We start from the raw sequence: 23373 nt of genomic DNA, 5'->3' as shown, positions 1-23373 counted from the left end.
GGCAGGGCCGACCGGGCCGCTCCGGACCGGGACCTTGGGCCCCTTTCGGCCCGGTCCGGACGGCCTTCCCGGGCCTGCCGACCGCCTCTGACCGGCACCGCCGCCCCGGTCTTACGGTCGCCTCTGGAGACCCGTGACGAGGAGGCCGTGATGAGGACGTGGCAGGTGGACGACGTGATGACCAAGGACGTCGCGACGGTCGGGGAGGGGACCCCGTACCGTCAGATCGTCGACGTGCTGATCCGGCGGGGCATCAGCGCCGTGCCGGTGGTGGACGGCTTCCGCCGGGTGCTGGGGGTGGTGTCCGAGGCCGACCTGCTGCACAAGGTGGAGCGGGCCGGGCACCCGGACGAGCGGCGGGTCTTCGAGGGACGGCGCCGGCGTACCGCCCGGGAGAAGGCGGACGCGCTGCTGGCCGGCGAGCTGATGACCGCGCCGGCGGTGACCACCTTCCCGGAGGCGTCGCTCCCGGCGGCGGCCCGGCTGATGGACCGGGAGGCGGTCAAGCGGCTGCCGGTGCTGGACGACCTCGGTCGGCTGGTCGGCATCGTGACCCGCAGCGACCTGCTCCGGGTGCACCTGCGCAACGACGCGGAGATCCGCGAGGACGTGGTGCAGGAGGTGCTGCGCCGGGTGCTGGCCGTGCGGGACGGCCTGGTCACCGTCCAGGTCCGCGACGGCGCGGTCACCCTGGACGGCCGGCTGGACCGGCGGACCGCCGTCGACCTCGCCGGCCGGCTCGCGGCCCAGGTCAGCGGCGTGGTCGCGGTGCACAACGCGATCGGGTACGACGTGGACGACACCACCCTGGTCGAGCTGGACCCGGACCCGGTCACCCCGGTCGCCTGACCGCCGCCGACCGCGGGCACCGGGACGACCACCACTGGGCAGCTCGCCGTGGCGGGCGGACAGGCGCGAAGGACCCACCAGGGTGGGGCCGTCCGCCCGGTTCAGCCGGGTGGGGCGAGCTGGGCGGCGAGCAGCGCGGGCGCCTCGGCGAGGGAGGGGCCGTACCAGGTCAGATGCCGCCCGGAGACCAGCGCGCAGGGCACCTCGGGGAAGGATTCCGGTCCGTCGTCGGCGGTGAACCGGTACGGCTCGTCCGGCAGCACCACCAGCTCCGGCCGGCGCGCCCGCAGCTCGGCCAGGTCGGGGCGGGGGTAGCGCTCGGCGTGCTCGGCGTACAGGTTCGCCACGCCGAGCCGGCGCAGCACGTCACCGGCGAACGTCCGGCTGCCGAGCACCACCCACGGCCGGCGCCACACCGGTACGACCGCCCGGCGCAGCGCCCCGGGCTCGGGCAGGGCGGCCCAGGCCCGGCGGGCCGCCACGAGCCAGTCCGGCTCGGCGGTCGCGCCGAGCGCGCCGGCCAGGTCGGCCAGTTCGGTCAGCGCCTCGGGCACGGTACGCGGGAAGGTGACCCGGACCGGCACGCCGGCCGCGAGCAGGGCTTCGGCGTCGGCCCGCCGGTTCTCCTCCTCGTTGAGCAGGACCAGGTCGGGTCGGAGCGCGAGCACCCGGGCCAGGTCCGGGTACTTGCTGCCGCCGACCCGGGCGACGTCCAGCCCGGCCGGGTGGGCGCACCAGTCGGTCGCGCCGACCAGCACCTCGGGGCGGGTCAGCGCCACCGCCTCGGTCAGGGACGGCACCAGGGAGACCACCCGCACCTGTCGCTCCTCTCCGCCGCCGTTCCGACCTCGATCATGCGCTTCCTCAACGAGCTGCTCGACCGGCCCGCCGAGGAGCGCGGCAACCTGATCATCCCGGTCGGCTACCCGGCGGCGGCCGCCACGGTGCCGGACATCGCCCGCAAGCCGCTCCCCGAAGTGGTCGTCTGGCGCTGACCGCGCCGGTCAGAACTCCGCGTCCACCCGGGCGGTGACGTCCAGGTGGGCGGGCCGGCAGCCGACGGTCGCGGCGAACCGCCGGACGGCGGCGTCGACGTGCGCGCGGACGGCGGCGGTGCCGGCGCGGGGGTCGAGCTGCACCTCCACCCAGAAGTCGGGCCGGCCGGTCGGGCCGGTGAGCAGCACCCGCGCCCGGCGTACCCCGGGTTCCCGGAGCAGGTCCCGCTCCAGCGCGCCGGTGAGCACCCCGCTCGCCACCCGGGTACGCCCGCCCCCGTCGCCGCCGTGCACCAGGGTGCCCGCCAGCCGGCCCGGCGCCCGCAGCTCCCGGGCGAGCAGCCGCTGGCCGAGCAGGGCCAGCAGCACCCCGCCGACCACCACCGCCAGGGCGCTCCACGGCGTGCCGGCCCGCCACCAGCGCAGCGGGCCCGCACCGAGCAGCGGGCTGTCGGCGCCCGGCAGCCGACCCAGGCTCACCGCCAGGCCGGTGCCGCCCAGGGCGGTCAGCAACAGGGCGACGACCGTCCAGAGCAGCCGGTGAGCGGCGTTGCTCATGCCGCCCGCCTGGCGGGGACCAGCCGGACCTCGACCCGGCCGCGGGTCGGCGCGGCCAGCCGGTCCAGCTCGCGGTGCACGGCGAACTCGACGTCCGAGCGGGCCGCCGGATCGCCGGTGGCGGTCACCCGGGGCCGCCAGGCGTCCCCGCGCCGACGGATCCGCACCCGGGCCCGTCGTACGCTCGGCACCGAGCGGACCGCACGGGCCAGCCGTCGTTCGACCGAGCGCCGGTGCAGGTGCCAGCCGTCGTCCCCGTCGAGCCGCAGCCGGGTCGGCCGCCACCGGATCAGCTCGGCGGCGAGGACGACCAGGCCGATCAGGGTGACGGCGGCGGCGACGCCCCGGGCCGGGGCGTCCTGCCAGCGGGTGCCGGTCAGGGCGGCGTGGCCACGGTGGAGCAGCAGGCCGGGGCGGCTCAGCGCGGCGAGTGTCCCCTCGACCGCGACGAGGACGCCGCCGACGAGCAGGGCGACGGCGAGCAGCAGGGTGGCGATCCGGTTGACCGTCCGCACCTCAGCCTCCGGTGTCCGGCGGGATGCCGTCGTCCCGCGCCGGCAGGAGCAGGTCCACCACGGTGACGGTGACGCCCGCCACGGTCAGCCCGGTCTGCGCCTCGACCTGGGCGGCCACCCGACGGCGTACCGCCTCGGCGACCGTCGGCAGGTGTGCGCCGTGGTCGACGGCGAGGTCGAGGTCGACGCGGGCGACCCGGCCGTCGGCGCGGACGGTCGCCACCGGGGCGGAAACGGCGGTGGTGCGCCGCGCGGCGTCCTCGGCGAGCCGGGCGATCCGCTCCTCCGGCCAGCGGTCCAGGCCGGCGTCGGAGCCGGCGGGCGCGGTGCGCCCGCGGCGGGGCAGGGTGCCGGTCATCGGGGCCCCGGTCAGCGCCGGCGTGGCGGGGCCGCCCGGTCGGCGAACCCGGCCACGGTGACCTCGCCGTCGAGGACCCGGACCAGGACCCAGCCGACCAGACCGGCCAGGGTGGCGGCCGCGGCGGCGCCCGCCCCGCCCAGCGCCCAGACCGCCACCACGAGGAATCCGGCGAGGAACCCGAACTGCTGCCGCGTCATGCCCACCTCCGCTCGCACCGCCGGCTCATGGGCGCGGCGTACCCGTTCCCGCCGTCGCCAGTCCTCCGCACCGTGCCGATGCTCGGGATCAGCGCGCGCCCGCCGCGACCCGGGCCGGCTCCGCGGCGAGGGTCGCCACCGGCACCCCCTCCCGCGCCGCCCACTCCACCGCGTGCCGCACGTCCCCCACCGGCAGGGGCCGACGGTCGGTCACGGTGACCGCGGCGTGCACCCCGAAGGTGACGAACGGGTACGACCGGGCCAGCCCGCCGACCGCCTCGTGCCCCGGCCCGCCAGTGCCACACGCTCCACTCCCGGGCCAGCTCCTCCGCCTCGTCCAGCACCACCCCGCACGCCCCGGCGGGCAGCCCGCCCGCTCTCGCCCGGCGGCGCCGGCCGGTCCGGGCAACCGGATTCGGCCGCACCGGCGAGGCGCTCATCATGATCGACGTCCTAGACTCGGCCCGGTCGACCGACGGATGGATCTGGCGAAGATGACGAGCACCGGCAGCGAGGACGCGTCCTGGCTGCGTCCGATCACGGCCGGGGGCGAGCCGCTGCTCACCCGGGCCGGTCAGGTCGTGTACGCGTCGCGCCGGCTCAGTGAGCTGGTGCACGGGCGGCCGCCGGGCATCACCGGCAACCAGTGGAGCACCGCCATCCGGGAGGGCTTCGACCAGGTGGTCTGCGCTGCGGACGACGGTCGGCCGCTGTTCGCCGTGGAGATCGCCGCACCGCCGGCGGCCGGCTCGCCCGAGCAGCGCGCCGAACGGATGAAGAGCGCGGTCTGCGCGGCGGTCGGCCTGGAGGTGCTGCGGATCGAGTCGCCGACGTTGCGCGGCGCCGACCACGGCCGCCGGATCGTCGAGTACGTCATCGACGCGCGCGGCTACGCGGACGCCACCGCGGCCGGGCCGGAGGGCGTCGAGCCGGTCGGCTTCCGTGACATCGTCGGCCGGCTGCCCGACGGCCGCAGCGGGCACGTCAACGACCTCGGCGCGCTGACCCGGGCCGCCGTCGTCGAGGCGTACGTGGATCGGCGCCTCGCCGACCCGATCGTCCGGGGCCTGCATGCGCGCTGGAAGAACGGCCCGGCCGAGGGGTGGAGCTGGGTCGAGGTGCGGCCCGGACGGTGCCTGGTCGAGCGGGTCCGGCTCTACCCGCAGCGGTTCTCCTGCGGGGTCGACCCGGCGCGTCTCGCCGAGGACCTCTCCGCCCTGGCGGTGGGAGAGCGGCTGCGCGGCCTCGACGCCGGTGACCCGCCGTCGCTGATGGACCGGGACCAGCTCCGCCGCGACATCCGGCTCCTCGCGTCCCATGAGGACGAGCTGGAGGGCGGCTTCGCCTTCGCGCACCTCTGCGCCGACTGACACCGCCCACCGCCGCGCGGCTCGCGCCGCCACCTGCGCCCGCCGCGCCCGTGCCGATCGTGGCGGGCCGCTGAGCGTGATGTGCCGCCGACCGTGCACGGCTCGGCTGGACCGCCGGTGCGGAATTTTCCCGATCCGGACTTGAACCTTCGCCGCCGCCGCTCCGTACCTAAACGGGAATGGACCCAGATCTTCCAGCCGCGTCGACAGGCGCGGGAGACGGTGCGGAAAGGGCATCGTCGGTCATCGACGTGCGACCGGAACGTCGCAGTGATCCTCACCCCGAATTCCGTCGGTCCGCCGGGGTCACGAGTCAGCCACCGGATCGAGAAGGAGAGCAATTCGATGCGCAGGTCCACATGGGCGCGCCGGCCATCCGGTAACGCGCGGAGCAAGCGACTGCTGGCCGTTGTCGGCACGCTCGCGGTCTTCGGCGGAATCGTCGCCGTGACCCAGATCTCGTCGGCCCAGGACCGGCGGACGTACACCCGCACCGCCTCGGCGTCCTGCCTCCAGCCGAGCCCCGGCGCCACCTCGCCGAGCGGCCAGGGCAGCACCACCCGGACGTGGCAGAACGGCCGCTGGGTGCGCAACCACTGGGGTGACGGGCAGATGTCCGTCGCCGAGTGCCAGGCGGTCAAGGCCGGCGGCGGCGCCGCGGCCGGCCCGCCCACCGTGGCCTGCCCGGACGTGAAGGGCAAGCTTCCGCAGGTCCCCGACCAGGCGCGCAACGAGGTGGACCGCAACCTCGCCCTGTTGGACGCCCAGATCGCCGAGGCCAACCGGCGGCTCGCCGCCGACGGCAGCCGCAACGGCCAGGACTTCATCAACAACGTGATCCTGCGGCCCCTGGCCGACAAGCGGAAGGCGGCGTTGAACCGGATCGCGACCGCGATCGGGCGGGTGGCGCAGCGGCCGCAGGGGCTCGACCAGCTCGCCCAGTGCGCCCTCGCCGACGCCGGTCAGAACGCCGGCGACCAGAATGGCGGCCAGAACGACAACGGTGGCCAGAATGGTGGTCAGAACGACAACGGCGGCCAGAACGGCGGTAACAACAACGGCGGTAACAACGGCACCGGGCTGGGGGTTCTCGCCAAGGACTGCACCAACAGCAAGCTTCAGCCGCACGACGGTTTCCAGAACGGGAACCGCTGTGTGAGCACCGCTTTCGGTGAGGTGGGTGCGGCCGCGAACAATCCCTCGCTGCTCATCACGCAATTCCCGAACCAGGTCAACCGGAACCAGCCGTTCACCCTCCGGGTCACCACGGAGAATCTGGTCCGGGACCGCTTCCTCGCGGCCGGCCAGGGTGGCTACTACCTGGAGAGCTCGCTGCTGAACGATCAGGGCCTGGTCCGCGGGCACTTCCACACCGCGTGCCGGATGCTCAACGACACCCGGCAGCCCCCGAGCCCGCAGGACGTACCGGCGTTCTTCGTGGCGACCGAGGACGGTCGGGGTGGCGCCCAGCCGGACGACGTGCAGATCCAGATCCCCGGGCTGCCGCAGTCGGGTCTCGCGCAGTGCGCCGTCTGGGCCGGTGACGGTTCGCACCGCATCCCGATGATGGAGCGGGCCAACCAGACCCCCGCCTTCGACGTGGTGCGGATCCAGGTCAACTGAGACCGGGTCGGTCGACGGCCGGAGCCGCCCGGAGGGTACGCCCCCGGCGGCTCCGCCGTTTCCGTCAGACCAGCGCGGGCGCCGGTCGGGCGGGTTCGTCGGCCGGGGCCCGCAGCGCGCCGATCCGCCGGGTCCGGGCCTGCGCGGCGAGCAGGTTGCCGAACGCCACCAGCAGGGCCAGGCCGAACAGGCCCAGCCAGAGCGCGGCGTCGCCGAACCGGTCGGTGACCAGCCCACCGACGGTCGGGCCGCCGAAGGTGGCGAAGGCGTATCCGAGGGAGTAGACGCCCTGGTAGCGGCCGCGCTGGGCGGCGGGGGAGAGGTCGGCGGTCAGCGCCGAGTTGGCCGGCGTCATCATCATCTCGCCGAGTGTCCAGACCAGCACGGCGAGCCCGTAGAACCAGATGCTCTCCGCCAGCGCGGTGAGCGCGAAGCCGGTGCCGATCACCACCGCCGCCACCGCGATGGTGCGGGACCGGTCGAAGCGGCCGATCAGCCGCGGCACGAAGAGCTGTCCCACCACGATCATCAGTCCGTTCACCGCGATGATCGGCCCGTACGCGGCTGCGGGCAGCCCGTCGGCCTGCAACGCCACCGGCAGCATCACGTTCGCCTCGATGCAGAGCCAGGCCAGCCCGGTGAGCGCGGTGAAGGTCAGGAAGACCGGGTCCCGCAGCACCACGCCGAGCCCGCCCCGGTCCGCCCGGGTGAACTGTCCGATGGTGACCGGGGCCGGCCGGGACTCGGGCACCTTGACCGCGATCAGCGCGGCGGTGCCGAGCAGCACGGCGGCGTTGACCAGGAAGAGCAGCAGCGGGTCCACCCGGACCAGCAGGCCGGCCACGGTCGCGGCCACCGAGAAGCCGATGTTGATGGCCCAGTAGTTGAGCGTCATCGCCCGCAGCCGGTCGCGTTCGCCGACCACGTCGATGATGGTGGCGGTGAAGGCCGGCCGGGCGACGCCGAGACAGAGCCCGAGCAGCAGGGTGAGCAGCGCGATGGCGACCGGCTGGGTGCTCAGCCCGAGGGCGCTCGCGGTGGCCGCGGCGGTGACGTTGCCGGCCAGCATGGCCGGCCGCCGCCCCCACCGGTCCGCGACGATCCCGCCGAGCAGCGTGCCGACCGCGCTGCCGGCGCCGTGCAACCCGATCACCATCCCGGCGTACGACGCGTCGAAGTGGCGTACCGAGACCAGGTAGACGCCGAGGTAGATGGCGACGAAGCTGCCCAGCCGGTTGATCAGGGTGGCGGTCCAGAGATACCAGAACGTGCGCGGGAGTCCGCCCGCCGTCTGCCGCCACCAGGTCGCCACGCGCCACCCCCGAGAGTCGTCTTGTGTAATGCCTGCTAGCTACTCCGGTCATTACAGCCCAGGGGTACGACACTCCTACGGTCCGGCGTCGATCATGGTGGCGCGGCTCACCTTCCGGGCCGTACCGTCGACCGATGTCGACCGAGCGCTTCCCGGCGCTGCTGGACGGGCCGGGCAACCACGTCAGCGACCCGCGCGAACTGCTGCTCGGCTACCTCGACTGGTACCGCCGGGCGCTGGAGCGCAAGACCGCCGGGCTCTCCGAGGCCGCGCTGCGGACGCCGGTCGACGGCCTCGGTTGGGCGCCGCTGGGGCTGGTCCGCCACCTCGGCTGGGTGGTCGGTTCCGCACGCCGGAGGAGGCGCCCAGCCTCGGCCGGATCCTCTTCCAGCTGCTCCAGGAGTACGCCCGGCACGTGGGTCAGCTCGACGTGGCCCGCCAGCTGCTCGACGGGAAGATCGGGGAGTGATCAGCCCGGCGGCGTGGACACGCAGGGCGGGAAATTGTGAACGGTTGAAAAAGCGACCGGGGCCACGCCGATTTCTCAGCGTGACCCCGGCGTGCCCGAAGGTGATACCCGACCGCTCAGCGGTTCTTGTACGCCTCCACCACGGAGACCGGGATGCGGCCCCGCTCGGAAATCTCGTAGCCGTTCTTGGCGGCCCATTCCCGGATGGCCCGGTTCTGCTCGCGGTCCATTCCGGAGGTGGCCGGGCGCCCCGGGCGGCGCGCGGCGCGGGCGGCCTCGACGGGTCCGCGGCCGATCCGCCGGCCAGCGCTGATGTAGGGGTCCAGCGCCTTACGCAGCACACCCGCGTTCTCGTCGGAGACGTCGATGGTGTACGCCACGCCGTCCAGGCTGAACTCGACGGTCCGATCGGCCTTTCCGCCGTCCAGGTCGTCGGTCAGAACGGTGATTACTTTCCTTGCCATCGCCATTGCTCCCTGTGTCGGGCGGGGTGTGGCTAAGAGTTTGACGTATGGCGCGGCGAATTCGCAACAATACCCGCCGTTTGCCATTCGGCGGGTCGCCTAATCCGGTCGCGAAATCGTCCACCCCCGGCCGGTGGCGGGGGGCGGGTCGGCCGCCGGTCGGTTCCGGGGACGTGGCGTGGGTCACAGCCCGGAACAAGGGGAACGCTTTGTTACTTGAGCCTGACACGCTCAATCTCAACGTGATAGCAGGTGTTCGATGGCAACTCTTCCGGTACTTCCGCTGACCGACGCCGTCCTGCTGCCCGGCATGGTCATCCCGGTGACCCTCGACCCGACCACGCAGGCCGCGGTGGACGCGGCCCGCGCCACCGGCGACAAGAAGCTCCTCGCCGTGCCCCGCATCGACGGCGAGTACGGCTCCGTCGGCACGGTCGCCACCATCGAGAAGGTCGGCCGGCTGCCCGACGGGGAACCCGCCGCCGTCGTCCGCGGCCTGTCCCGGGCCCGGATCGGCTCCGGCGTCCCCGGACCCGGCGCCGCCCTCTGGGTCGAGGCGACCGAACTCGACGAACCCGCCCCGGCCGGCAGGGCCCGGGAACTCGCCCGCGAGTACCGCGCGCTGATGACCTCGGTCCTCCAGCAGCGCGGCGCGTGGCAGGTCATCGACGCCATGGAGCGGATGACCGACCTCTCCGAGCTGGCCGACGCGGCCGGCTACGCGCCCTGGCTCAGCCTGGCGCAGAAGACCGAACTGCTCGCCGCGCCGGACGTCACCGCCCGGCTGGAGCTCCTCGTCGGCTGGGTGAAGGACCACCTCGCCGAGCAGGAGGTCACCGAGCAGATCAACAGCGACGTCCGCGAGGGGCTGGAGAAGTCCCAGCGCGAGTTCCTGCTGCGCCAGCAGCTCGCCGCGATCCGCAAGGAGCTCGGCGAGGACGAGCCGGACGGCTCCGCCGACTACCGCATCCGGGTGGAGAGCGCCGACCTGCCGGAGAAGGTCCGCGAGGCGGCGCTGCGCGAGGTCGGCAAGCTCGAGCGGGCCAGCGACGCCTCCCCGGAGGCCGGCTGGATCCGCACCTGGCTCGACACCGTGCTCGAGATGCCGTGGAGCACGCGTACCGAGGACAACACCGACCTGGCCGCGGCCCGCGCGGTGCTCGACGCCGACCACGCCGGCCTGGCCGACGTGAAGGACCGCATCCTGGAGTACCTCGCGGTGCGCAACCGCCGGGCCGAGCGCAACCTCGGCGTCGTCGGCGGGCGCGGCTCCGGCGCGGTGCTCGCCCTCGCCGGCCCGCCCGGCGTCGGCAAGACCAGCCTCGGCGAGTCCGTCGCCCGGGCGCTCGGCCGCAACTTCGTCCGGGTCTCCCTCGGCGGCGTCCGCGACGAGGCGGAGATCCGCGGCCACCGGCGCACCTACGTCGGCGCGCTGCCCGGCCGGATCGTCCGGGCGCTGCGCGAGGCCGGTTCGATGAACCCGGTCGTGCTCCTCGACGAGGTGGACAAGCTGGCCGTCGGCTACTCCGGCGACCCGGCCGCCGCCCTGCTGGAGGTGCTGGACCCGGCGCAGAACCACACCTTCCGGGACCACTACCTGGAGGTCGACCTCGACCTGTCCGACGTGCTCTTCCTGGCCACTGCCAACGTGGTGGAGACCATCCCCGGCCCGCTGCTGGACCGGATGGAGCTGGTTACCCTGGACGGCTACACCGAGGACGAGAAGGTGGCCATCGCCCGCGACCACCTGCTGCCCCGGCAGCGGGAGCGGGCCGGGCTGACCGCCGACGAGGTCACCGTCGCCGACGAGGCCCTCGCCCGGATCGCGGGGGAGTACACCCGGGAGGCGGGCGTACGGCAGCTCGAACGGGGCCTTGCGAAGATCCTCCGCAAGGTCGCCGTTGAACTCGCCACCGACCCGGGCCCGGTCCGGGTGGACAACGGCAACCTGGCCCGCTACCTGGGCCGGCCCAGGTTCACCCCGGAGTCGGCCGAGCGGACGGCGGTGCCCGGCGTGGCCACCGGCCTCGCGGTCACCGGCGCCGGCGGCGACGTGCTCTTCATCGAGGCCACCAGCATGGAGGGCGAGCCGGGGCTGACCCTGACCGGCCAGCTCGGCGACGTGATGCAGGAGTCGGCGCACATCGCGCTGTCGTACCTGCGGTCCAACGGGCGACGCCTCGGCATCGACCCGAACGCCCTCGCCGGGCGGCGGATCCACGTGCACTTCCCGGCGGGCGCGGTGCCCAAGGACGGCCCCAGCGCCGGCATCACCATGGTCACCGCGCTGGCGTCGCTGGTGACCGGCCGGCCGGTCCGCCCCGAGTTCGGGATGACCGGCGAGGTGACCCTCTCCGGCCGGGTGCTGCCCATCGGCGGGGTGAAGCAGAAGCTGCTCGCCGCCCACCGGGCCGGCCTGACCGAGGTGATCATCCCGGCCCGCAACGAGCCGGACCTCGACGACCTCCCCACCGAGGTCCGCGAGGCGCTGACCATCCACACCCTCGCCGACGTCGCCGACGTGCTCGCCCTGGCGCTGCGCCCCGCCGACGTCGACGTGGAGACGCTCGGCGGTCAGACGCTCAGCGCGGCCTGACCACCACCCGCTTCGGACGGGATACCCGGAGGCCCCCTGCCGGACCGGCAGGGGGCCTCCGCGCGTGGCTCAGCGCCGGTCCCGCCGCTCGGCGCCGAAGTCCCGGTCGCGCCGCTCGCGCCGGTCGGCCCCCTCGAAGCGGCGCTCGCCGCCCCCGTCGCCGTCACGATCCAGCCGTACAGTGGTCTTGCGGCCCTTGATGGTGCTGCCGCGCAGCCCGTTGATCACGTCGTCGGCGACCCCGACCGGGACCTCGACCAGCGAGAACCGGTCGGCGATCTCGATCGAGCCGATGTCCCGGCCGCTGAGCTGGGTCTCCCCGGTGATCGCCCCGACCAGGTCCTGCGGCCGGACCCCGGCGCGCCGGCCCAGCCCGATGAAGACCTGCGTGGTGCCGCCGGTACGCGGCCGGGCGCCCCCGCCGCGCCGCTCCCCGCCGCGGCCCTCGTACCCGGGCCGGGTCTCCCGCTGCGGACGGACCGCGACCTGCGGGATCTCCACCTCGTCGGCGGCGCCGGGCAGGGTCGCCTCGTGGGCCAGCTTCACCGCGGCGAGGGCGACCTCCATCATGTCGAACTCGTCCGACAGCGACTCCACGATCACCCGGAACGGATCGAGGTCATCCTCCAGCAGGCTCTCCCGCAGCGCGGCCTGGGTGAGCTCCAGCCGCCGGGTCCGCAGGTCCGCCACCGTCGGGATCTTGTCGATGGCGATCCGCTGCCCGGTGACCCGCTCGATGGTCTTGAGCATCCGGTGCTCGCGCGGCTCGGCGAGGGTGATCGCCACGCCCTCCCGGCCGGCCCGGCCCACCCGGCCGATCCGGTGCACGTACGACTCCGGCGCCGACGGCACGTCGTAGTTGACCACGTGGGTGAGCTGCTCGACGTCCAGGCCACGGGCCGCCACGTCGGTGGCGACCAGCAGGTCGGCGGTGCCCGACCGGAGCCGGCCCATCACCCGGTCCCGCTGCTCCTGGCTCATCCCGCCGTGCAGCGCCTCCGCCCGGTAGCCCCGCCCGTTCATCGTCTCGGTGAGCCGGTCCACCTCCTCCCGACTGCGGCAGAAGACGATCGCCGCGGTCGGCGACTCCACGTCCAGCACCCGCCCCAGCGCCGCCGGCTTGTGCCCCCGGGCCACGATGTACGCGCTCTGCCGCACCCGGGGGGCCTCGCCGGCCACCGCCCGCTCACGCTCGATCTGGATGCGCTGCGGGTCGGTCAGGTGCTTGCGGGCCAGCCCGTCGATCCGGGACGGCATGGTCGCCGAGAACAGCACCGTCTGCCGCTGCGCCGGGGCGTGCTCCAGGATCGCCTCGATGTCCTCCGCGAAGCCCATGTCGAGCATCTCGTCCGCTTCGTCCAGCACCACGGTGGCCAGCGAACCGAGCCGCAGGGTGCCCCGGGCGATGTGGTCCAGCGCCCGGCCCGGGGTGGCCACCACCACGTCCACGCCAATGTCCAGGGCGCGCAGCTGACGGCCGATCGGCTGGCCGCCGTAGATCGGCAGGACCCGGGTGCCGAGGTCCTTGCCGTAGCGGTGGAACGCCTCGGAGACCTGCACCGCCAGCTCCCGGGTGGGCACCAGCACCAGCGAAACCGGGTCACCGCCGCTCCGGTCGTCCGGCATCCGCTGCAGCAGCGGGAGGGCGAACGCGGCGGTCTTGCCCGTACCGGTCGCCGCCTGCCCCAGCAGGTCCCGGCCGGCCAGCAGCGGCGGGATCGCCTCCCGCTGGATCGGGGTCGGCTCCTCGTAGCCGAGCGCGGAGAGCGCGCCCAGCAGCTCGGCGCGCAACCCGAGATCCGCGAAGGCGGTCGCCTCGTCGGTGTCGGCGGCGGGGGTGGGGTCGGTCGGTGTTGGTGCGGAACTCATGGGCCAAGCCTTTCATCACCCCCGCCGGGCCGTCGCGGCGACCGGCACAACGGTCGCCCCCGACACGTTTATCCGACGATGGCCAGCACCATGGTGAGCCCGACGACGGCGTCCAGGACGGCGCACCACTCGGCGTACCCGCGCGGCACCACCGCGCCGCGCCGGTGGTGCGCCATGTCCCAGCCGGCGTGCCCGAGCCAGCCGGCGGCCACCAGCCACCGCGCCGGCCCGTCGTCGGCGACAGCGGCCAGCACGGCCAGGGCCGTCCAGCCCGCCAGGCCGGCCAGCTGCGCCGGCAGCGCGCCCGGGGTACGCCACTGCCGGCGCAGCGTGCCGATCAGCAGGTAGCCGGCCGGCAGGACCAGCAGGCTCCACGGCGGCAGGACCATCGGGGCGACCCAGTTGTCGACCGTCATCAGCAGCGCCAGCCAGGTCGGCCAGCGGGCCGCCAGCGCGGCGACCACCGGGTGCCGGGGCGTCGGGGTCGGGTGGTGGCGCCGGTGCCGCAGGGCGACCAGGACCATCGCCGGCACCATCAGCAGGTGGCCGCCGAGCAGCAGGGCGTCCCCGCCGACCAGCCCGGCGGCGAAGGGCACGAGCAGCAGCAGGAACGGCACGTACATGGCGGCGACCATCTCGGCGGTGGCGCGGGCCCCGTGGCCCCGGTGCCACATCCACACCGCCATCCCGATCGACATGTCGGTCGCCATCACGAGGGCGGCGACCTCCGGGCGGGCCAGCCCGGCGGAGAAGCCCAGCGCCGCGCCGGCCGTACGCCAGAGCGGACCGAGCAGCAGCATCCCGACCACCATGGCGACGGTCATCTCGGCCAGGTGCCGCAGCAGGCGGCGGCCGGTGCGGTGGTCCGCGGGGGTCGGCGGGGAAGCGGGTACGGCGAGCGTCTCGGACATGTCTCGACTCTGCGGCACACCCGCGCCGGGGAACAGGCGCGACCGTCACGGGAAAGCCGTGCGGAACGCACGGGCGGTCCGTGACATTCCGCAGGGGTGGACGGGACCGACCGGGGCCCTAGGATCGGCGGACATGACGGTCGGGACGGCGAGGGCGGACCGGCGGCTGCGCCGCGCCCGTCAGGTCACCCTCGCGTCGCTGGCGACCAGCCTCTGGACCAGTCTGCTGCTGCCCGGCGTCGGCCTGACCCGGGAGCCCGACCCGCTGCGGCTGACCCTCGGCGCGGTGGGCGTCGCCGCGTTCGCCGTCGCCCAGGCCGGCGTGCTCCACGCCGCGGTCACGCCCTGGCTGGCCCAGCGGTGGCGGCGCCGGTCCGAGGTCGCGTTCGCCCTGTCCGCGGTGTTGAGCGTGCCGCTGGTCGGCCCGGTGGCGGCCGGCGGGTGGCCGACCTGGGCCTGGCTGGGCGCCTCGCTGGTCGGGATGACCCCGCTGCTGCTGCGGCCCGGCACCGCGCTCGCCGCCGCCGCGCTGACCGTGGTGACGTCGCTCGCGGTGGCCGCCTGGACCGGTGGGCCGGTCGGCCCCGGCTTGGCGATCACCGGGGGCGTCGGGGCCGGGATCGCGGCGGTCAACTGGGCTCAGGTGTGGTTCTGGGACCTGCTCGTGGAGGCCCGGCAGGGGCACGACGCCCGGGCCCGGCTGGCCGCCGCCGAGGAGCGGCTGCGCTTCGCCCGGGACGTGCACGACCTGCTCGGGCACGACCTCACGGTGATCGCGCTGAAGGCGGAGCTCGCCGCCCGGCTCGCGCCGGCCGACGCCGGGCGGGCCGGTCGGGAGGCGGCCGAGGTGCAGCGCCTCGCCGGTTCGGCGCTGCACCGGGTCCGCGAGGCGGTGCACGGGTACCGGACGGTCGACCTGTCCGAGCAGCTCGCGGCGGTGCGGGAGGTGCTGCGCTCGTGCGGGGTGCGCTGCGACGTCGTACGGCCGCCGGGGGAGCTGCCGGCCGGCGCCGCCGCCGAACTGGGGGCGGTGCTCCGGGAGGCCGCCACCAACGTGCTGCGGCACAGCCGGGCAGGCTGGTGCCGGATCGAGATCAGCTGGGACGGCGACGTGGCCACGGTGACGGTGAGCAACGACGGCGTCGACCCGCACGTCGGCCCGGACGGTCACAGCCACGGGCTGCGCGGCCTGGCCGAGCGGCTCGCGTCCACCGGCGGGCGTGTCGTCGCCCGCCGGGAGGCCGGGGTCTTCACCCTCCGCGCGACCGTGCCGGTGACCTCGTGATCCGCGTGCTGCTCGCCGACGACGAGGAGCTGATCCGGCACGCCCTCGCCGCCCTGCTCGGCATCGAGGGCGACATCGAGGTGGTGGCCCAGGCCCACGACGGGCGTACCGCGCTCGACGCCGCCCGGTCCCACCGGCCGGACGTCGCCGTGGTCGACCTGGAGATGCCGCCGCCGGCCGGGATCGAGGTCGCGGCGGAACTCGGTCGGGCGCTGCCCAACTGCGCGGTGGTGATCCTGACCGGGCACGGCCGTCCCGGCCACCTGCGCCGGGCGCTGACCGCCGGGGCCCGCGGCTTCCTGGCCAAGGGCGCCCCCGGCGGCGCGCTCGCCGAGGTGATCCGCCGGGTCCATGCCGGCGAGCGCTACGTCGACCCGGCGCTGGCCGCCGACGCGCTGACCCTGCCGCCCTGCCCGCTCACCCCGCGGGAGCTGGAGACGCTGCGGCTGGCCGAGTACGGCACCCCGGTCGCGGTGATCGCCCGGCGTACCCACCTGGCCGCCGGCACGGTCCGCAACCACCTGGCGGCCAGCGTGCAGAAGCTCGGTGCGGCCGACCGGGCGGAGGCGGTCCGGATCGCCCGTGAGGCGGGGTGGCTCTAGGACTTCCCGGGGACATCCCCGCACACCGGCGGCGACTAGCCTGACCGGGTGCGCACGGTCGAACTGGTCTGCTCCCCGCCGCTGGAGGAGACGGTCCGGGGAATCTGGGACCGGCTCGCCGCCGCCGGGCTGCCCAGCCTGGCCCGCAACACCCACCCCACCAACCGGCCCCACCTGACCCTCGCCTCGGTCGACGAGTTCCCGCCCGGCGCCGAACAACGCCTCGCCGACCTCTGCGCCGCCGCGCTGCCCCTGCCGGCCCGCCTCCAGCGGGTCGAGGTGCTCGACGGCAGTGCCCCGCTGGTCTGGCTGGTCCGGCCCGTACCGGAGCTGGTCGCCCTGCACGGCGCGGTCTGGGACGTCCTCGCGGGCGCGCCCGGGCAGAATCCGTGGCACCTGCCGGGGCGGTGGATCCCGCACCTGAGCCTGGCGCTGCGGTTCCGGGACGCCGACCGGCGGCTGGCCCGGGCGCTGGCCGGCGCCGACCGGCCGAGCGGGGAGCTCGTCGGCGCGCGCAGCTACGACGGCGACACCCGGACGGTCAGCGAGCTGGCCGCCGCCTGATTCGGGGCCGGGCCACTCCTCGCGGCGGCGGTCGTCCACCTGTGGTACGGCGAGCCGTCGGGGGTCGGCCGCGCGACGGCGGACGACCCCCAACCCCGAATCAACGGTAGAAGCGGAGGTAGCCGAACTCCGCGGTCACCGGCGGCGCGGCGCCGCCGTGCGCGACCAGGCCGATCCGGGGCGTCGTGTCGGCCGGGAAGGTCCACACCCCGCCCCAGGTCCAGCGCACGCCGTCCCGGCTGGAACCGGCCCGGAACTCGTGCTCCCCGGTGGCCGGGTCGACGCGGTGGGCCAGCCGCAGCCAGGTGGTCGTGGCCGGGGTGCCGACGATGCTGCCGCCGTACACCGGCTGGCCGGCGAAGGGCAGCTCGTAGCCGTACTCGACCTGGCGGGTGTTCCAGATCGCCACCTGGCTCAGCCGGGCGAACCGGTCGTCGTCCACGTACGCCACCAGGCCGGCCTGCTGGTAGTTGCGAACGGTCTCCTCGCCGAGGTCCACGGTCACCTTGGTCTCCGCCACGTAGTCCCCGGTGGGCGCGTCGCGCAGCAGCACGCCGGCGGTGTTGCCGGTGCCGACCAGGTCGGTCGACTCGACCGGCCAGCGCAGCGCACCGTCGCCGACCGTGGCGGCGGGGTTCCGCCGGACCCACTGCCAGGCCGGGTCGAGCCCGTCGTCGAACTCGTCGGACCAGTCCGCGAGCAGCGGGCCGACGCGGGGCGGCGCCACCGCGTGCCGCGCCGGCCGGTACAGCCGGGCGACGCTCACGTTGTCGAACTCGCCGGTCCCGCCGTCGGCGAGGAGGGTGAGCGGGCCGGCGACCGGCTGGGTCAGCCGCAGCGTGGCCACGGCGAGCTGGTCGCCGAGGCGGGCCGGGCTCAGCTGGGCGACGAGCTGCCGGCCGCGGACCTCGACGGCCAGGTTGTGCCGGTCGGCGGGGTTGAACCCGGCGGGCAGCGGAGCCCGCGCGGTGGCCCCGCCGGCCTCGCGGGCGGTCAGCTGCCCGCCGTCGACCCGGACCTCCACCCGGCCGAGCCGCAGCCCGGCGGCGTCCGCCCCGGTCAGCCGCAGGTCGGCCTCCGCCCGCACGTCGCCCCCGGCGGCGGTACGACTCGTCAGCGCGCCGGTGCCGGTGAGCCGCCCGTCGGTCACCTGCCACGTGTCGTCGCCGGCCCGCCAGCGGGTGAGCGTGGGGGAGTCGAAGCGTTCGTCGAGCCGGGCGGTGGTGACCGGCGCGGGCCGCGGCTGCTCCGACGGGCCGGCCCCGGCGTTCACGGTGGGCCAGCCGTCGATCCAGTCGAGGCGGTCCACCAGCATCGGCCGCTCGTTGATGCCGAACGGCTCGTCGAGGTACGGGTCGGCCCGGTCGATCGCGTGGTAGCCGATCCAGTCCTGGCCGGACAGGTCGGTGAGGAAGCCGTTGTGGCCGGTGCCGATCCAGCGGTTGCCGTTTTGGGTGAGCACCGGGGTGCCGCCGGCCCGGGAGGCGTCCAGCCGCAGGCCGTCCCGGTCGACGAACGGGCCGCGCGGGCTCCTCGAGCGTCCCACCTGGACGGAGTACCCGGTGGCCGGGCCGGCGCAGCAGTTCGCGGTGGAGGCGAACAGGTAGTACCAGCCGTCGTGGCGCAGCACGTAGCCGCCCTCGAACTTGTTGTCGACGGCGACCAGGCTCGGGGCGCCGACCGCGTGCAGCCCGTCGGCAGTGAGCTCGGTGACCGAGATGCCGCCGTAGTAGCTGCCGAAGTAGAGGTAGGTGCGCCCGTCGACGTCGGTGAACTGGCTCGGGTCGATGGTCCACAGGTAGCCGCCACCGCCGCCGGGGCGCGGGGCGACCACCGGCTGGTCGGCGAAGGTCCACGGGCCGGTCGGGGTGGGTGCGGTGGCGGCACCGATGGCGGTGTCGAAGGTGTCGGCGGAGACGGTGGTGTCGGTGACCGTCACGTACATGACCCACCGGTCGGCGACCCGGCGCACGTCGGGCGCCCAGAACGCCGCGCCGGGGGCGGCCCAGGACGGGCGCTGGTCGGGGCCGAAGGCGTCGCCGACGTACGTCCAGTGGACCAGGTCGGCGGAGCGGGCGGTGGGCACCCGGTGGGCCTGCCGCTCGCCCTGCCGGAGCGGGTCGGAGGTGCCGTAGGCGTACCAGAGGCCGTCGTCGCCGCGGACGACGACCGGGTCGGCGAAGGTGTCGGCGAATCCGGCGGAGACCGGGTTGCGGTAGCGGTCGGGCCCGGAACCGGCGACGGCCGGCGCGGAGGCCGTCGTCGCCAGCACCAGTCCGAGTACGGCGGCGAGCACGCCGCCACGGTGGAGGTGTCCCATCAGACCTGCCTCGGGTCGGTTCGACAGAGGTCACTGCGGTGTCACCGTTTCTACAACGTTGGATACAACGATGTAAAGGGCGGCGGCACCGTTCGGTGAGCGCCGAAACGTCCGCGTGCCAGCATGGGGCAGTCAACTGTTCCCGGTTGAGTAGGTGTTGGTGACAGGAGGAGTGGCTTGCGGTGTGGGTGGTGCATCGTGAGGGGGATCCGGTGGTCGGCGGCGCGCTGTGGTGGGGGGCGGCCGTGGTGGTTGCGGGTGAGTGTCGTACCGGGTGGTTACGGTGCTGGGCGTGGCGGACCGGGAGCGGTTGAGTGTCGTGCAGGCGTACCGGTTCGCGTTGGACGTGACGCCCCGGCAGGAGCGGGTGGTGTTGGCTCATGCGGGTGCGGCGCGGGTGGCGCACAACTGGGCGCTGGCCCGGGTCAGGGCGGTGATGGATCAGCGGGCCGCTGAGCGTTCCTACGGCATCCCCGACGAGAGCACCTCACCCCCACGATTGGTTGGTCTCTGCCGGCGCTGCGTAGAGCGTGGAATCGGGCGAAGTCCGATGTGGCACCGTGGTGGGCCCGAGTGTTCGAAGGAGGCGTTCAACACCGGCCTGGACGCCCTGGCCCGGGGGTTGAAGAACTGGTCCGACTCCCGCACCGGCAAGCGTGCCGGACGGCGGGTGGGGTTCCCCCGGTTCAAGTCACGCCGCCACTCGACCCCGTCGGTGCGGTTCACCACCGGGGCCATCCGGGTCGAGCCGGACCGCAGGCATGTGGTGTTGCCCCGGCTCGGCCGGTTGAAGCTGCACGAGTCCGCCCGCAAGCTCGCCCGCCGCCTGGAGGCGGGCACCGCCCGGATCTTGTCGGCGACGGTGCGCCGCGACGGTGGCCGCTGGTACGTGGCGTTCTGCGTCGACGTCGACCGCGCCGCACGCACTCCACACCAGCCACAAGCGGTGGTCGGCGTGGACCTGGGTGTGACGCATCTGGCGGTGGTGTCCACCGGTGAGGTGGAGCCCAACCCGCGCTACCTGGACGCCGCCGCCTGCCGGTTGCGGCGTCTCGCTCGGCGCATGTCTCGCGGGGTCGGCCCTGACCGGCGCACGGGCCGGCGTGGGTCGAAGCGGTGGGAGCGGGCGTCCGCCCGGCTCGGTCGGGCGCACGCCCGGGTCGCTCATCTGCGCCGTGACGGTCTGCACAAGCTGACCACCCGGCTCGCCGCCGAGTACGGCACCATTGTGGTCGAGGACCTCAACGTGTCCGGGATGCTCGCCAATCGGCGGCTGGCTCGGCGCGTCGCCGATGCCGGGTTCGCCGAGCTGCGGCGGCAACTGGCGTACAAGGCGGGGTGGAGTGGCGGCCGGCTGGTGGTGGCCGACCGGTGGTATCCGTCCTCGAAGACCTGCTCGGGCTGCGGCGCGGTGAAAACCAAACTCGCCCTGTCCGAGCGCACCTACACCTGCACCACGTGTGGCCTCGTCCTGGACCGGGACGTCAACGCCGCACGGAACCTGGCCGCCCTGGCGGTCACCGTCGCCGGGAGTGGCCCGGAGACGCGAAACGGACGCGGAGCCGACCGTAAGACCCGCCCTGGCGGGCTGGTGGCTGTGAAACGTCAACCCGGCACCGCCACCGCGGGGAACACCGGGACCGTCCCACCGCAAGGTAGGACATCCAATCATGAGCTCACCCACGCATCATGAAAGGAAACGGCATGACCACCACCAGCACCGACGGCGGTTCGGTCGCCAGCCTCGCCGCGCTGCTCGCCGACCGCACCCGGGCCAGCTTCTGCCTGGCCCTGCTCGACGGGCGGGCCTGGACGGCGGGGGAGTTGGCTCGCGCCGCCGGGGTGGCCGCGTCCACCGCGAGCGACCACCTCACCCGGCTGGTCCGCGGCGGACTGCTGGTCGAGGAGCGGCAGGGCCGGCACCGGTACGTCCGCCTGGTCGGCCCGTCGGTGGCTCAGCTCATCGAGGACCTGGCCGGGCACGCCCCCGCCCCGGTGGCCCCACCCCGCACCCTGCGCGCCGCGTCGGCCGGCGCCGCCCTGGCGTACGGCCGGACCTGCTACGACCACCTGGCCGGGCGGCTCGGTGTGCGGCTGTACGACGGGCTGCTGGCCCGGAACGTGCTGGACCGGTCGGGCGGCCTCGCCCTCACCCCCGCCGGCCTGGACTGGCTGGCGGGGATCGGCGTGCCGGTCGAGCCGCTGCGGGCCGCCCGGCGGCCCCTGGTGCGCGACTGTCTCGACTGGACCGAGCGCCGCCCCCACCTGGCGGGCGCGCTCGGGGCGGCGCTCTGCCGCCGCTTCCTCGACCTCGGCTGGACCGTACGCGGCACCGGTCGCGCGATCCGCCTCACCCCGGCCGGCGCGCCCGCCCTCGCCGCCGCCCTCCACCTCGACCCCGCCGACCTCGCACCCGCCCCGCCCCGCGACACCGGCGCCGGCCGCGCCTGACCGCCCGCCTCGCCCGCCCCGCCGCGCCTGCCCTTCGCCTATGCCGACTGGCTCGCCCCCAGTTCGGCGAAGTGGGGGTGTCCGGGTGGGCGCGATGGCGCCACATCGCCGATCTGGCGCGGGGCCACCGGCGGGTGGGGCGCCGCGCGGAGACGGTTCGGCGGGGGCCGAAGGGTTCCGGGCCTAGCGTCGGGTCATGAGCTGGCCGATGATCGCCGCCGAGCCCGACACGCCCGCCTGCGGACCGCCCGTCCCCGACGTCGAGGGCGGCTGGTCCGTCACGCGGCACGCCGACGTGACCGCCATGCTGACCCACCCCGACTGCGTGGTGCCGACCGCCCCGGGCGGGCCACTGGGCACCCTGGCCTGGCTGCGTGGCGCGGTGAGCCGGTTCAGCGACCCGGAGCGACACCCGGCCCGGCGCGCGGTCGGCGTGGTCGTCCTGGCCAAGCTCGACCCGGACGAGCTGCGGACCGCCGCCGGCCGGCTGACCGAGGGCGAGCTCGACCGGGCCGGCGGGCGGCTCGACGTGATGGCGCGGCTGGCGCGGCGCGTACCGCTGGAGGTGCTGACGGCCCGGCTCGGCCTGGCCGACCCGGCGGCGGCCGTGCCGGCGGTCGCCGCGGTGGCCGCCGCCTATCACCCGGGCGCGACGCCGGCGGCGGTGGCGCGCGCCGACCGGGCGGTCAACACCCTGCTGGCGATGTCGCCGCCGGCCCCGCCGGAGGTCACCGCGAACCGGCTCGGGCTGCTGGTGCAGGCCTGTGACGCCACCGCCGGGCTGATCGGCGCCGCCGCCCGGCACGTCCTGCCGGCGCCGGCGTCGATGTCGACGGGCGACCTGCTCGCCGAGGTGCTCCGGCTCGACCCGCCGGTCCGCGCCACCCGCCGGGTCGCCACCGTCGCGCTGCGGCTCGGCGGGCGGGAGATCGACGCCGGCAGCGCGCTGCTGCTCCGCTTCGACGCGGCCAACCGCGATCCGGCCGTCTTCGCCGAGCCGGACCGGTTCTCCCCGGGCCGGCCCGGACGCGCGTCGACCTTCGGCGCCGGGCCGCGGGGGTGCCCGGGCGAGCGGCACGCCCTGGCCCTGGCCGCCGGGGTGGTCGACGTGCTGCGCCGCCGCTGCCGCGCCACAGGCGCCGAGATCAGCTACGACCCCCACCCGACGCTGCGCGTCCCCACCAGACTCGAGGTGATCCCGCGATGAACGACCGGTACGCCGCCTTCCACGCCCTGCACCGGCCGGGCCGCCCGCTGCTGCTCCCCAACGCCTGGGACGCCGCCTCCGCTGCGGCGCTCGCCGCCCGGGGCCATTCGGCGATCGGCACCACCAGCCTCGGGGTCGCCGCGGCCGGCGGGAAACCGGACGCGGCGGCGGCGACCCGAGGCGAGAACCTCGACCTCGCCCGCCGGCTGCGCGGGCTTCCGGTGCTGCTCACCGTCGACGTCGAGGGCGGCTTCAGCGACGATCCGGCGGCGGTGGCCGGGTACGTGGCCGAGTTGGCCGCGCTCGGCGTGGTCGGGATCAACCTCGAGGACGGCCGCCCCGACGGCACGCTGGCCCCGCCCGAACTGGTGGCGGCCAAGGTCGCCGCGGTGCGGGCGGCGGTGCCCGGGCTCTTCCTCAACGCCCGCACGGACGCGTGGTGGCTGGGGGTGCCCAAGCCGCTGGAGCAGGCCCTGCACCGGGCCCGCGCGTACCGGGACGCGGGCGCCCACGCGGTCTTCGTCCCCGGGGCACCGGACGACACCGTCGGGCTGCTCGCCGCCGAGGTCGGCGTCCCGCTGAACGTGCTGCACCGACCCGGCGGCCCGAGCCTGGCCGAGCTGGGCCGGCTCGGGGTCGCCCGGGTGAGCACCGGCTCGCTGCTGTTCCGCGCGGCCCTCGGCGCGGCGCTCGACCTCGCCGACGCCGTCCGCGCCGGGCGCGACGGTGAGCCGCGGGCCGTCCCGTCGTACGGGTGGGTGCAGGAGCTGTCCGGGCGGTTCGGGGCGGACCACACTGGATAGGGCGTCGTTTGGGGGAGATAGGAGGATTGTTCGGGGATCCGCGGGTTCTGGT

The 23373-nt window shown here is 75.2% G+C and carries 23 protein-coding genes and 2 pseudogenes; 14 read left to right on the top strand and 11 right to left on the bottom strand.

Annotation, left to right across the window (positions count from 1 at the left end; translation table 11 throughout):
* The first annotated feature begins 150 nt into the window (after positions 1-150).
* Positions 151-849 carry a CBS domain-containing protein gene (locus tag ACTWO6_RS20495; RefSeq protein ID WP_446215435.1) on the top strand — a complete coding sequence of 233 codons (699 nt, stop codon included), beginning with the start codon at positions 151-153 and terminating at the stop codon, positions 847-849.
* Between the two features lie 101 nt (positions 850-950).
* Here ACTWO6_RS20495 and ACTWO6_RS20490 read toward each other — a convergent pair whose 3' ends face one another.
* Positions 951-1667, bottom strand: coding sequence for a helical backbone metal receptor (locus ACTWO6_RS20490; RefSeq protein ID WP_446215434.1), 717 nt, complete (start codon positions 1665-1667; stop codon positions 951-953).
* Positions 1668-1697: 30 nt separating this feature from the next.
* On the opposite strand from ACTWO6_RS20490, the pseudogene ACTWO6_RS20485 reads away from it, so the two are divergent.
* Positions 1698-1844: pseudogene (locus ACTWO6_RS20485) on the top strand (nitroreductase family protein); the annotation flags it as partial.
* 9 nt (positions 1845-1853) lie between these two features.
* Here the strand turns inward: ACTWO6_RS20485 and ACTWO6_RS20480 are convergent.
* The 5 genes from ACTWO6_RS20480 to ACTWO6_RS20460 all read right to left on the bottom strand — a co-directional run bounded on the left by ACTWO6_RS20480 (position 1854) and on the right by ACTWO6_RS20460 (position 3689).
* Positions 1854-2402 carry a hypothetical protein gene (locus ACTWO6_RS20480; protein ID WP_446215433.1) on the bottom strand — a complete coding sequence of 183 codons (549 nt, stop codon included), beginning with the start codon at positions 2400-2402 and terminating at the stop codon, positions 1854-1856.
* Complete coding sequence (locus ACTWO6_RS20475; protein ID WP_446215432.1) at positions 2399-2917, bottom strand: DUF6286 domain-containing protein; 519 nt, start codon at positions 2915-2917, stop codon at positions 2399-2401. Before ACTWO6_RS20475 ends, ACTWO6_RS20480 begins: the two co-directional genes overlap by 4 nt.
* Position 2918: 1 nt before the next feature.
* Positions 2919-3275 carry an Asp23/Gls24 family envelope stress response protein gene (locus ACTWO6_RS20470; RefSeq protein ID WP_446215431.1) on the bottom strand — a complete coding sequence of 119 codons (357 nt, stop codon included), beginning with the start codon at positions 3273-3275 and terminating at the stop codon, positions 2919-2921.
* A gap of 11 nt (positions 3276-3286) precedes the next feature.
* Complete coding sequence (locus ACTWO6_RS20465) at positions 3287-3475, bottom strand: hypothetical protein (protein WP_446215430.1); 189 nt, start codon at positions 3473-3475, stop codon at positions 3287-3289.
* A gap of 88 nt (positions 3476-3563) precedes the next feature.
* A complete protein-coding gene (locus ACTWO6_RS20460) occupies positions 3564-3689 on the bottom strand; it encodes a hypothetical protein (protein WP_446215429.1) in 126 nt (41 codons plus the stop codon).
* 280 nt (positions 3690-3969) lie between these two features.
* On the opposite strand from ACTWO6_RS20460, the gene ACTWO6_RS20455 reads away from it, so the two are divergent.
* Positions 3970-4845 carry a hypothetical protein gene (locus tag ACTWO6_RS20455; protein ID WP_446215428.1) on the top strand — a complete coding sequence of 292 codons (876 nt, stop codon included), beginning with the start codon at positions 3970-3972 and terminating at the stop codon, positions 4843-4845.
* A 345-nt stretch (positions 4846-5190) separates the two neighbouring features.
* Complete coding sequence (locus ACTWO6_RS20450) at positions 5191-6468, top strand: hypothetical protein (protein ID WP_446215427.1); 1278 nt, start codon at positions 5191-5193, stop codon at positions 6466-6468.
* A 64-nt stretch (positions 6469-6532) separates the two neighbouring features.
* Here ACTWO6_RS20450 and ACTWO6_RS20445 read toward each other — a convergent pair whose 3' ends face one another.
* The gene (locus ACTWO6_RS20445) at positions 6533-7780 is read right to left on the bottom strand and encodes an MDR family MFS transporter (protein WP_446215426.1); all 1248 of its coding nucleotides are present in this window, start codon (positions 7778-7780) and stop codon (positions 6533-6535) included.
* Between the two features lie 134 nt (positions 7781-7914).
* Here ACTWO6_RS20445 and ACTWO6_RS20440 point away from each other — a divergent pair.
* Together ACTWO6_RS20440 and ACTWO6_RS20435 are read left to right on the top strand one after the other, a co-directional pair.
* Positions 7915-8058 (top strand): annotated as a pseudogene (locus ACTWO6_RS20440) (hypothetical protein); the annotation flags it as partial.
* Between the two features lie 20 nt (positions 8059-8078).
* Positions 8079-8249 carry a mycothiol transferase gene (locus ACTWO6_RS20435; protein WP_446220709.1) on the top strand — a complete coding sequence of 57 codons (171 nt, stop codon included), beginning with the start codon at positions 8079-8081 and terminating at the stop codon, positions 8247-8249.
* A gap of 116 nt (positions 8250-8365) precedes the next feature.
* Here ACTWO6_RS20435 and ACTWO6_RS20430 read toward each other — a convergent pair whose 3' ends face one another.
* Positions 8366-8713, bottom strand: coding sequence for a histone-like nucleoid-structuring protein Lsr2 (locus ACTWO6_RS20430; RefSeq protein WP_130337113.1), 348 nt, complete (start codon positions 8711-8713; stop codon positions 8366-8368).
* Between the two features lie 259 nt (positions 8714-8972).
* Between ACTWO6_RS20430 and lon the strand changes: the two genes are divergently transcribed.
* A complete protein-coding gene (gene lon / locus ACTWO6_RS20425; RefSeq protein WP_446215425.1) occupies positions 8973-11309 on the top strand; it encodes an endopeptidase La in 2337 nt (778 codons plus the stop codon).
* 69 nt (positions 11310-11378) lie between these two features.
* Here the strand turns inward: lon and ACTWO6_RS20420 are convergent, their stop codons facing one another.
* Together ACTWO6_RS20420 and ACTWO6_RS20415 are read right to left on the bottom strand one after the other, a co-directional pair.
* Entirely contained in the window at positions 11379-13178 is a 1800-nt protein-coding gene (locus ACTWO6_RS20420; protein ID WP_446215424.1) for a DEAD/DEAH box helicase, read from the bottom strand.
* Positions 13179-13246: 68 nt separating this feature from the next.
* A complete protein-coding gene (locus ACTWO6_RS20415) occupies positions 13247-14089 on the bottom strand; it encodes a hypothetical protein (protein ID WP_446215423.1) in 843 nt (280 codons plus the stop codon).
* Positions 14090-14222: 133 nt separating this feature from the next.
* Here ACTWO6_RS20415 and ACTWO6_RS20410 point away from each other — a divergent pair, with 133 nt between their 5' ends.
* From ACTWO6_RS20410 to ACTWO6_RS20400, 3 genes are read left to right on the top strand one after another with little or no spacing between them, the layout of a single operon-like run.
* Positions 14223-15374, top strand: a complete 1152-nt coding sequence (locus ACTWO6_RS20410) for a sensor histidine kinase (protein ID WP_446215422.1) — start codon at positions 14223-14225, stop codon at positions 15372-15374.
* Entirely contained in the window at positions 15371-15976 is a 606-nt protein-coding gene (locus tag ACTWO6_RS20405; protein WP_446215421.1) for a response regulator transcription factor, read from the top strand. Before ACTWO6_RS20410 ends, ACTWO6_RS20405 begins: the two co-directional genes overlap by 4 nt.
* 48 nt (positions 15977-16024) lie before the next feature.
* Positions 16025-16540: a 2'-5' RNA ligase family protein gene (locus ACTWO6_RS20400; RefSeq protein WP_446215420.1), complete on the top strand. Its 516-nt coding sequence runs from the start codon at positions 16025-16027 to the stop codon at positions 16538-16540.
* Between the two features lie 100 nt (positions 16541-16640).
* Here ACTWO6_RS20400 and ACTWO6_RS20395 read toward each other — a convergent pair whose 3' ends face one another.
* Positions 16641-18860, bottom strand: coding sequence for a family 43 glycosylhydrolase (locus tag ACTWO6_RS20395; RefSeq protein WP_446215419.1), 2220 nt, complete (start codon positions 18858-18860; stop codon positions 16641-16643).
* Positions 18861-19152: 292 nt separating this feature from the next.
* Here ACTWO6_RS20395 and tnpB point away from each other — a divergent pair, with 292 nt between their 5' ends.
* The 4 genes from tnpB to ACTWO6_RS20375 all read left to right on the top strand — a co-directional run bounded on the left by tnpB (position 19153) and on the right by ACTWO6_RS20375 (position 23321).
* Positions 19153-20553 (top strand): IS607 family element RNA-guided endonuclease TnpB, encoded by a 1401-nt coding sequence (tnpB, locus tag ACTWO6_RS20390; RefSeq protein ID WP_446215418.1) that lies wholly within the window; start codon positions 19153-19155, stop codon positions 20551-20553.
* A gap of 11 nt (positions 20554-20564) precedes the next feature.
* Positions 20565-21311 carry an ArsR/SmtB family transcription factor gene (locus tag ACTWO6_RS20385; protein WP_446215417.1) on the top strand — a complete coding sequence of 249 codons (747 nt, stop codon included), beginning with the start codon at positions 20565-20567 and terminating at the stop codon, positions 21309-21311.
* Between the two features lie 196 nt (positions 21312-21507).
* On the top strand, positions 21508-22518 hold the full coding sequence (locus ACTWO6_RS20380) for a cytochrome P450 (RefSeq protein WP_446215416.1): 1011 nt from the start codon (positions 21508-21510) through the stop codon (positions 22516-22518).
* Positions 22515-23321: an isocitrate lyase/PEP mutase family protein gene (locus ACTWO6_RS20375; RefSeq protein ID WP_446215415.1), complete on the top strand. Its 807-nt coding sequence runs from the start codon at positions 22515-22517 to the stop codon at positions 23319-23321. Before ACTWO6_RS20380 ends, ACTWO6_RS20375 begins: the two co-directional genes overlap by 4 nt.
* Positions 23322-23373 lie beyond the last annotated feature (52 nt).

This window comes from Micromonospora sp. IBHARD004 (assembly GCF_052814115.1).
This window is presented reverse-complemented; position numbering and strand designations above follow the sequence as displayed.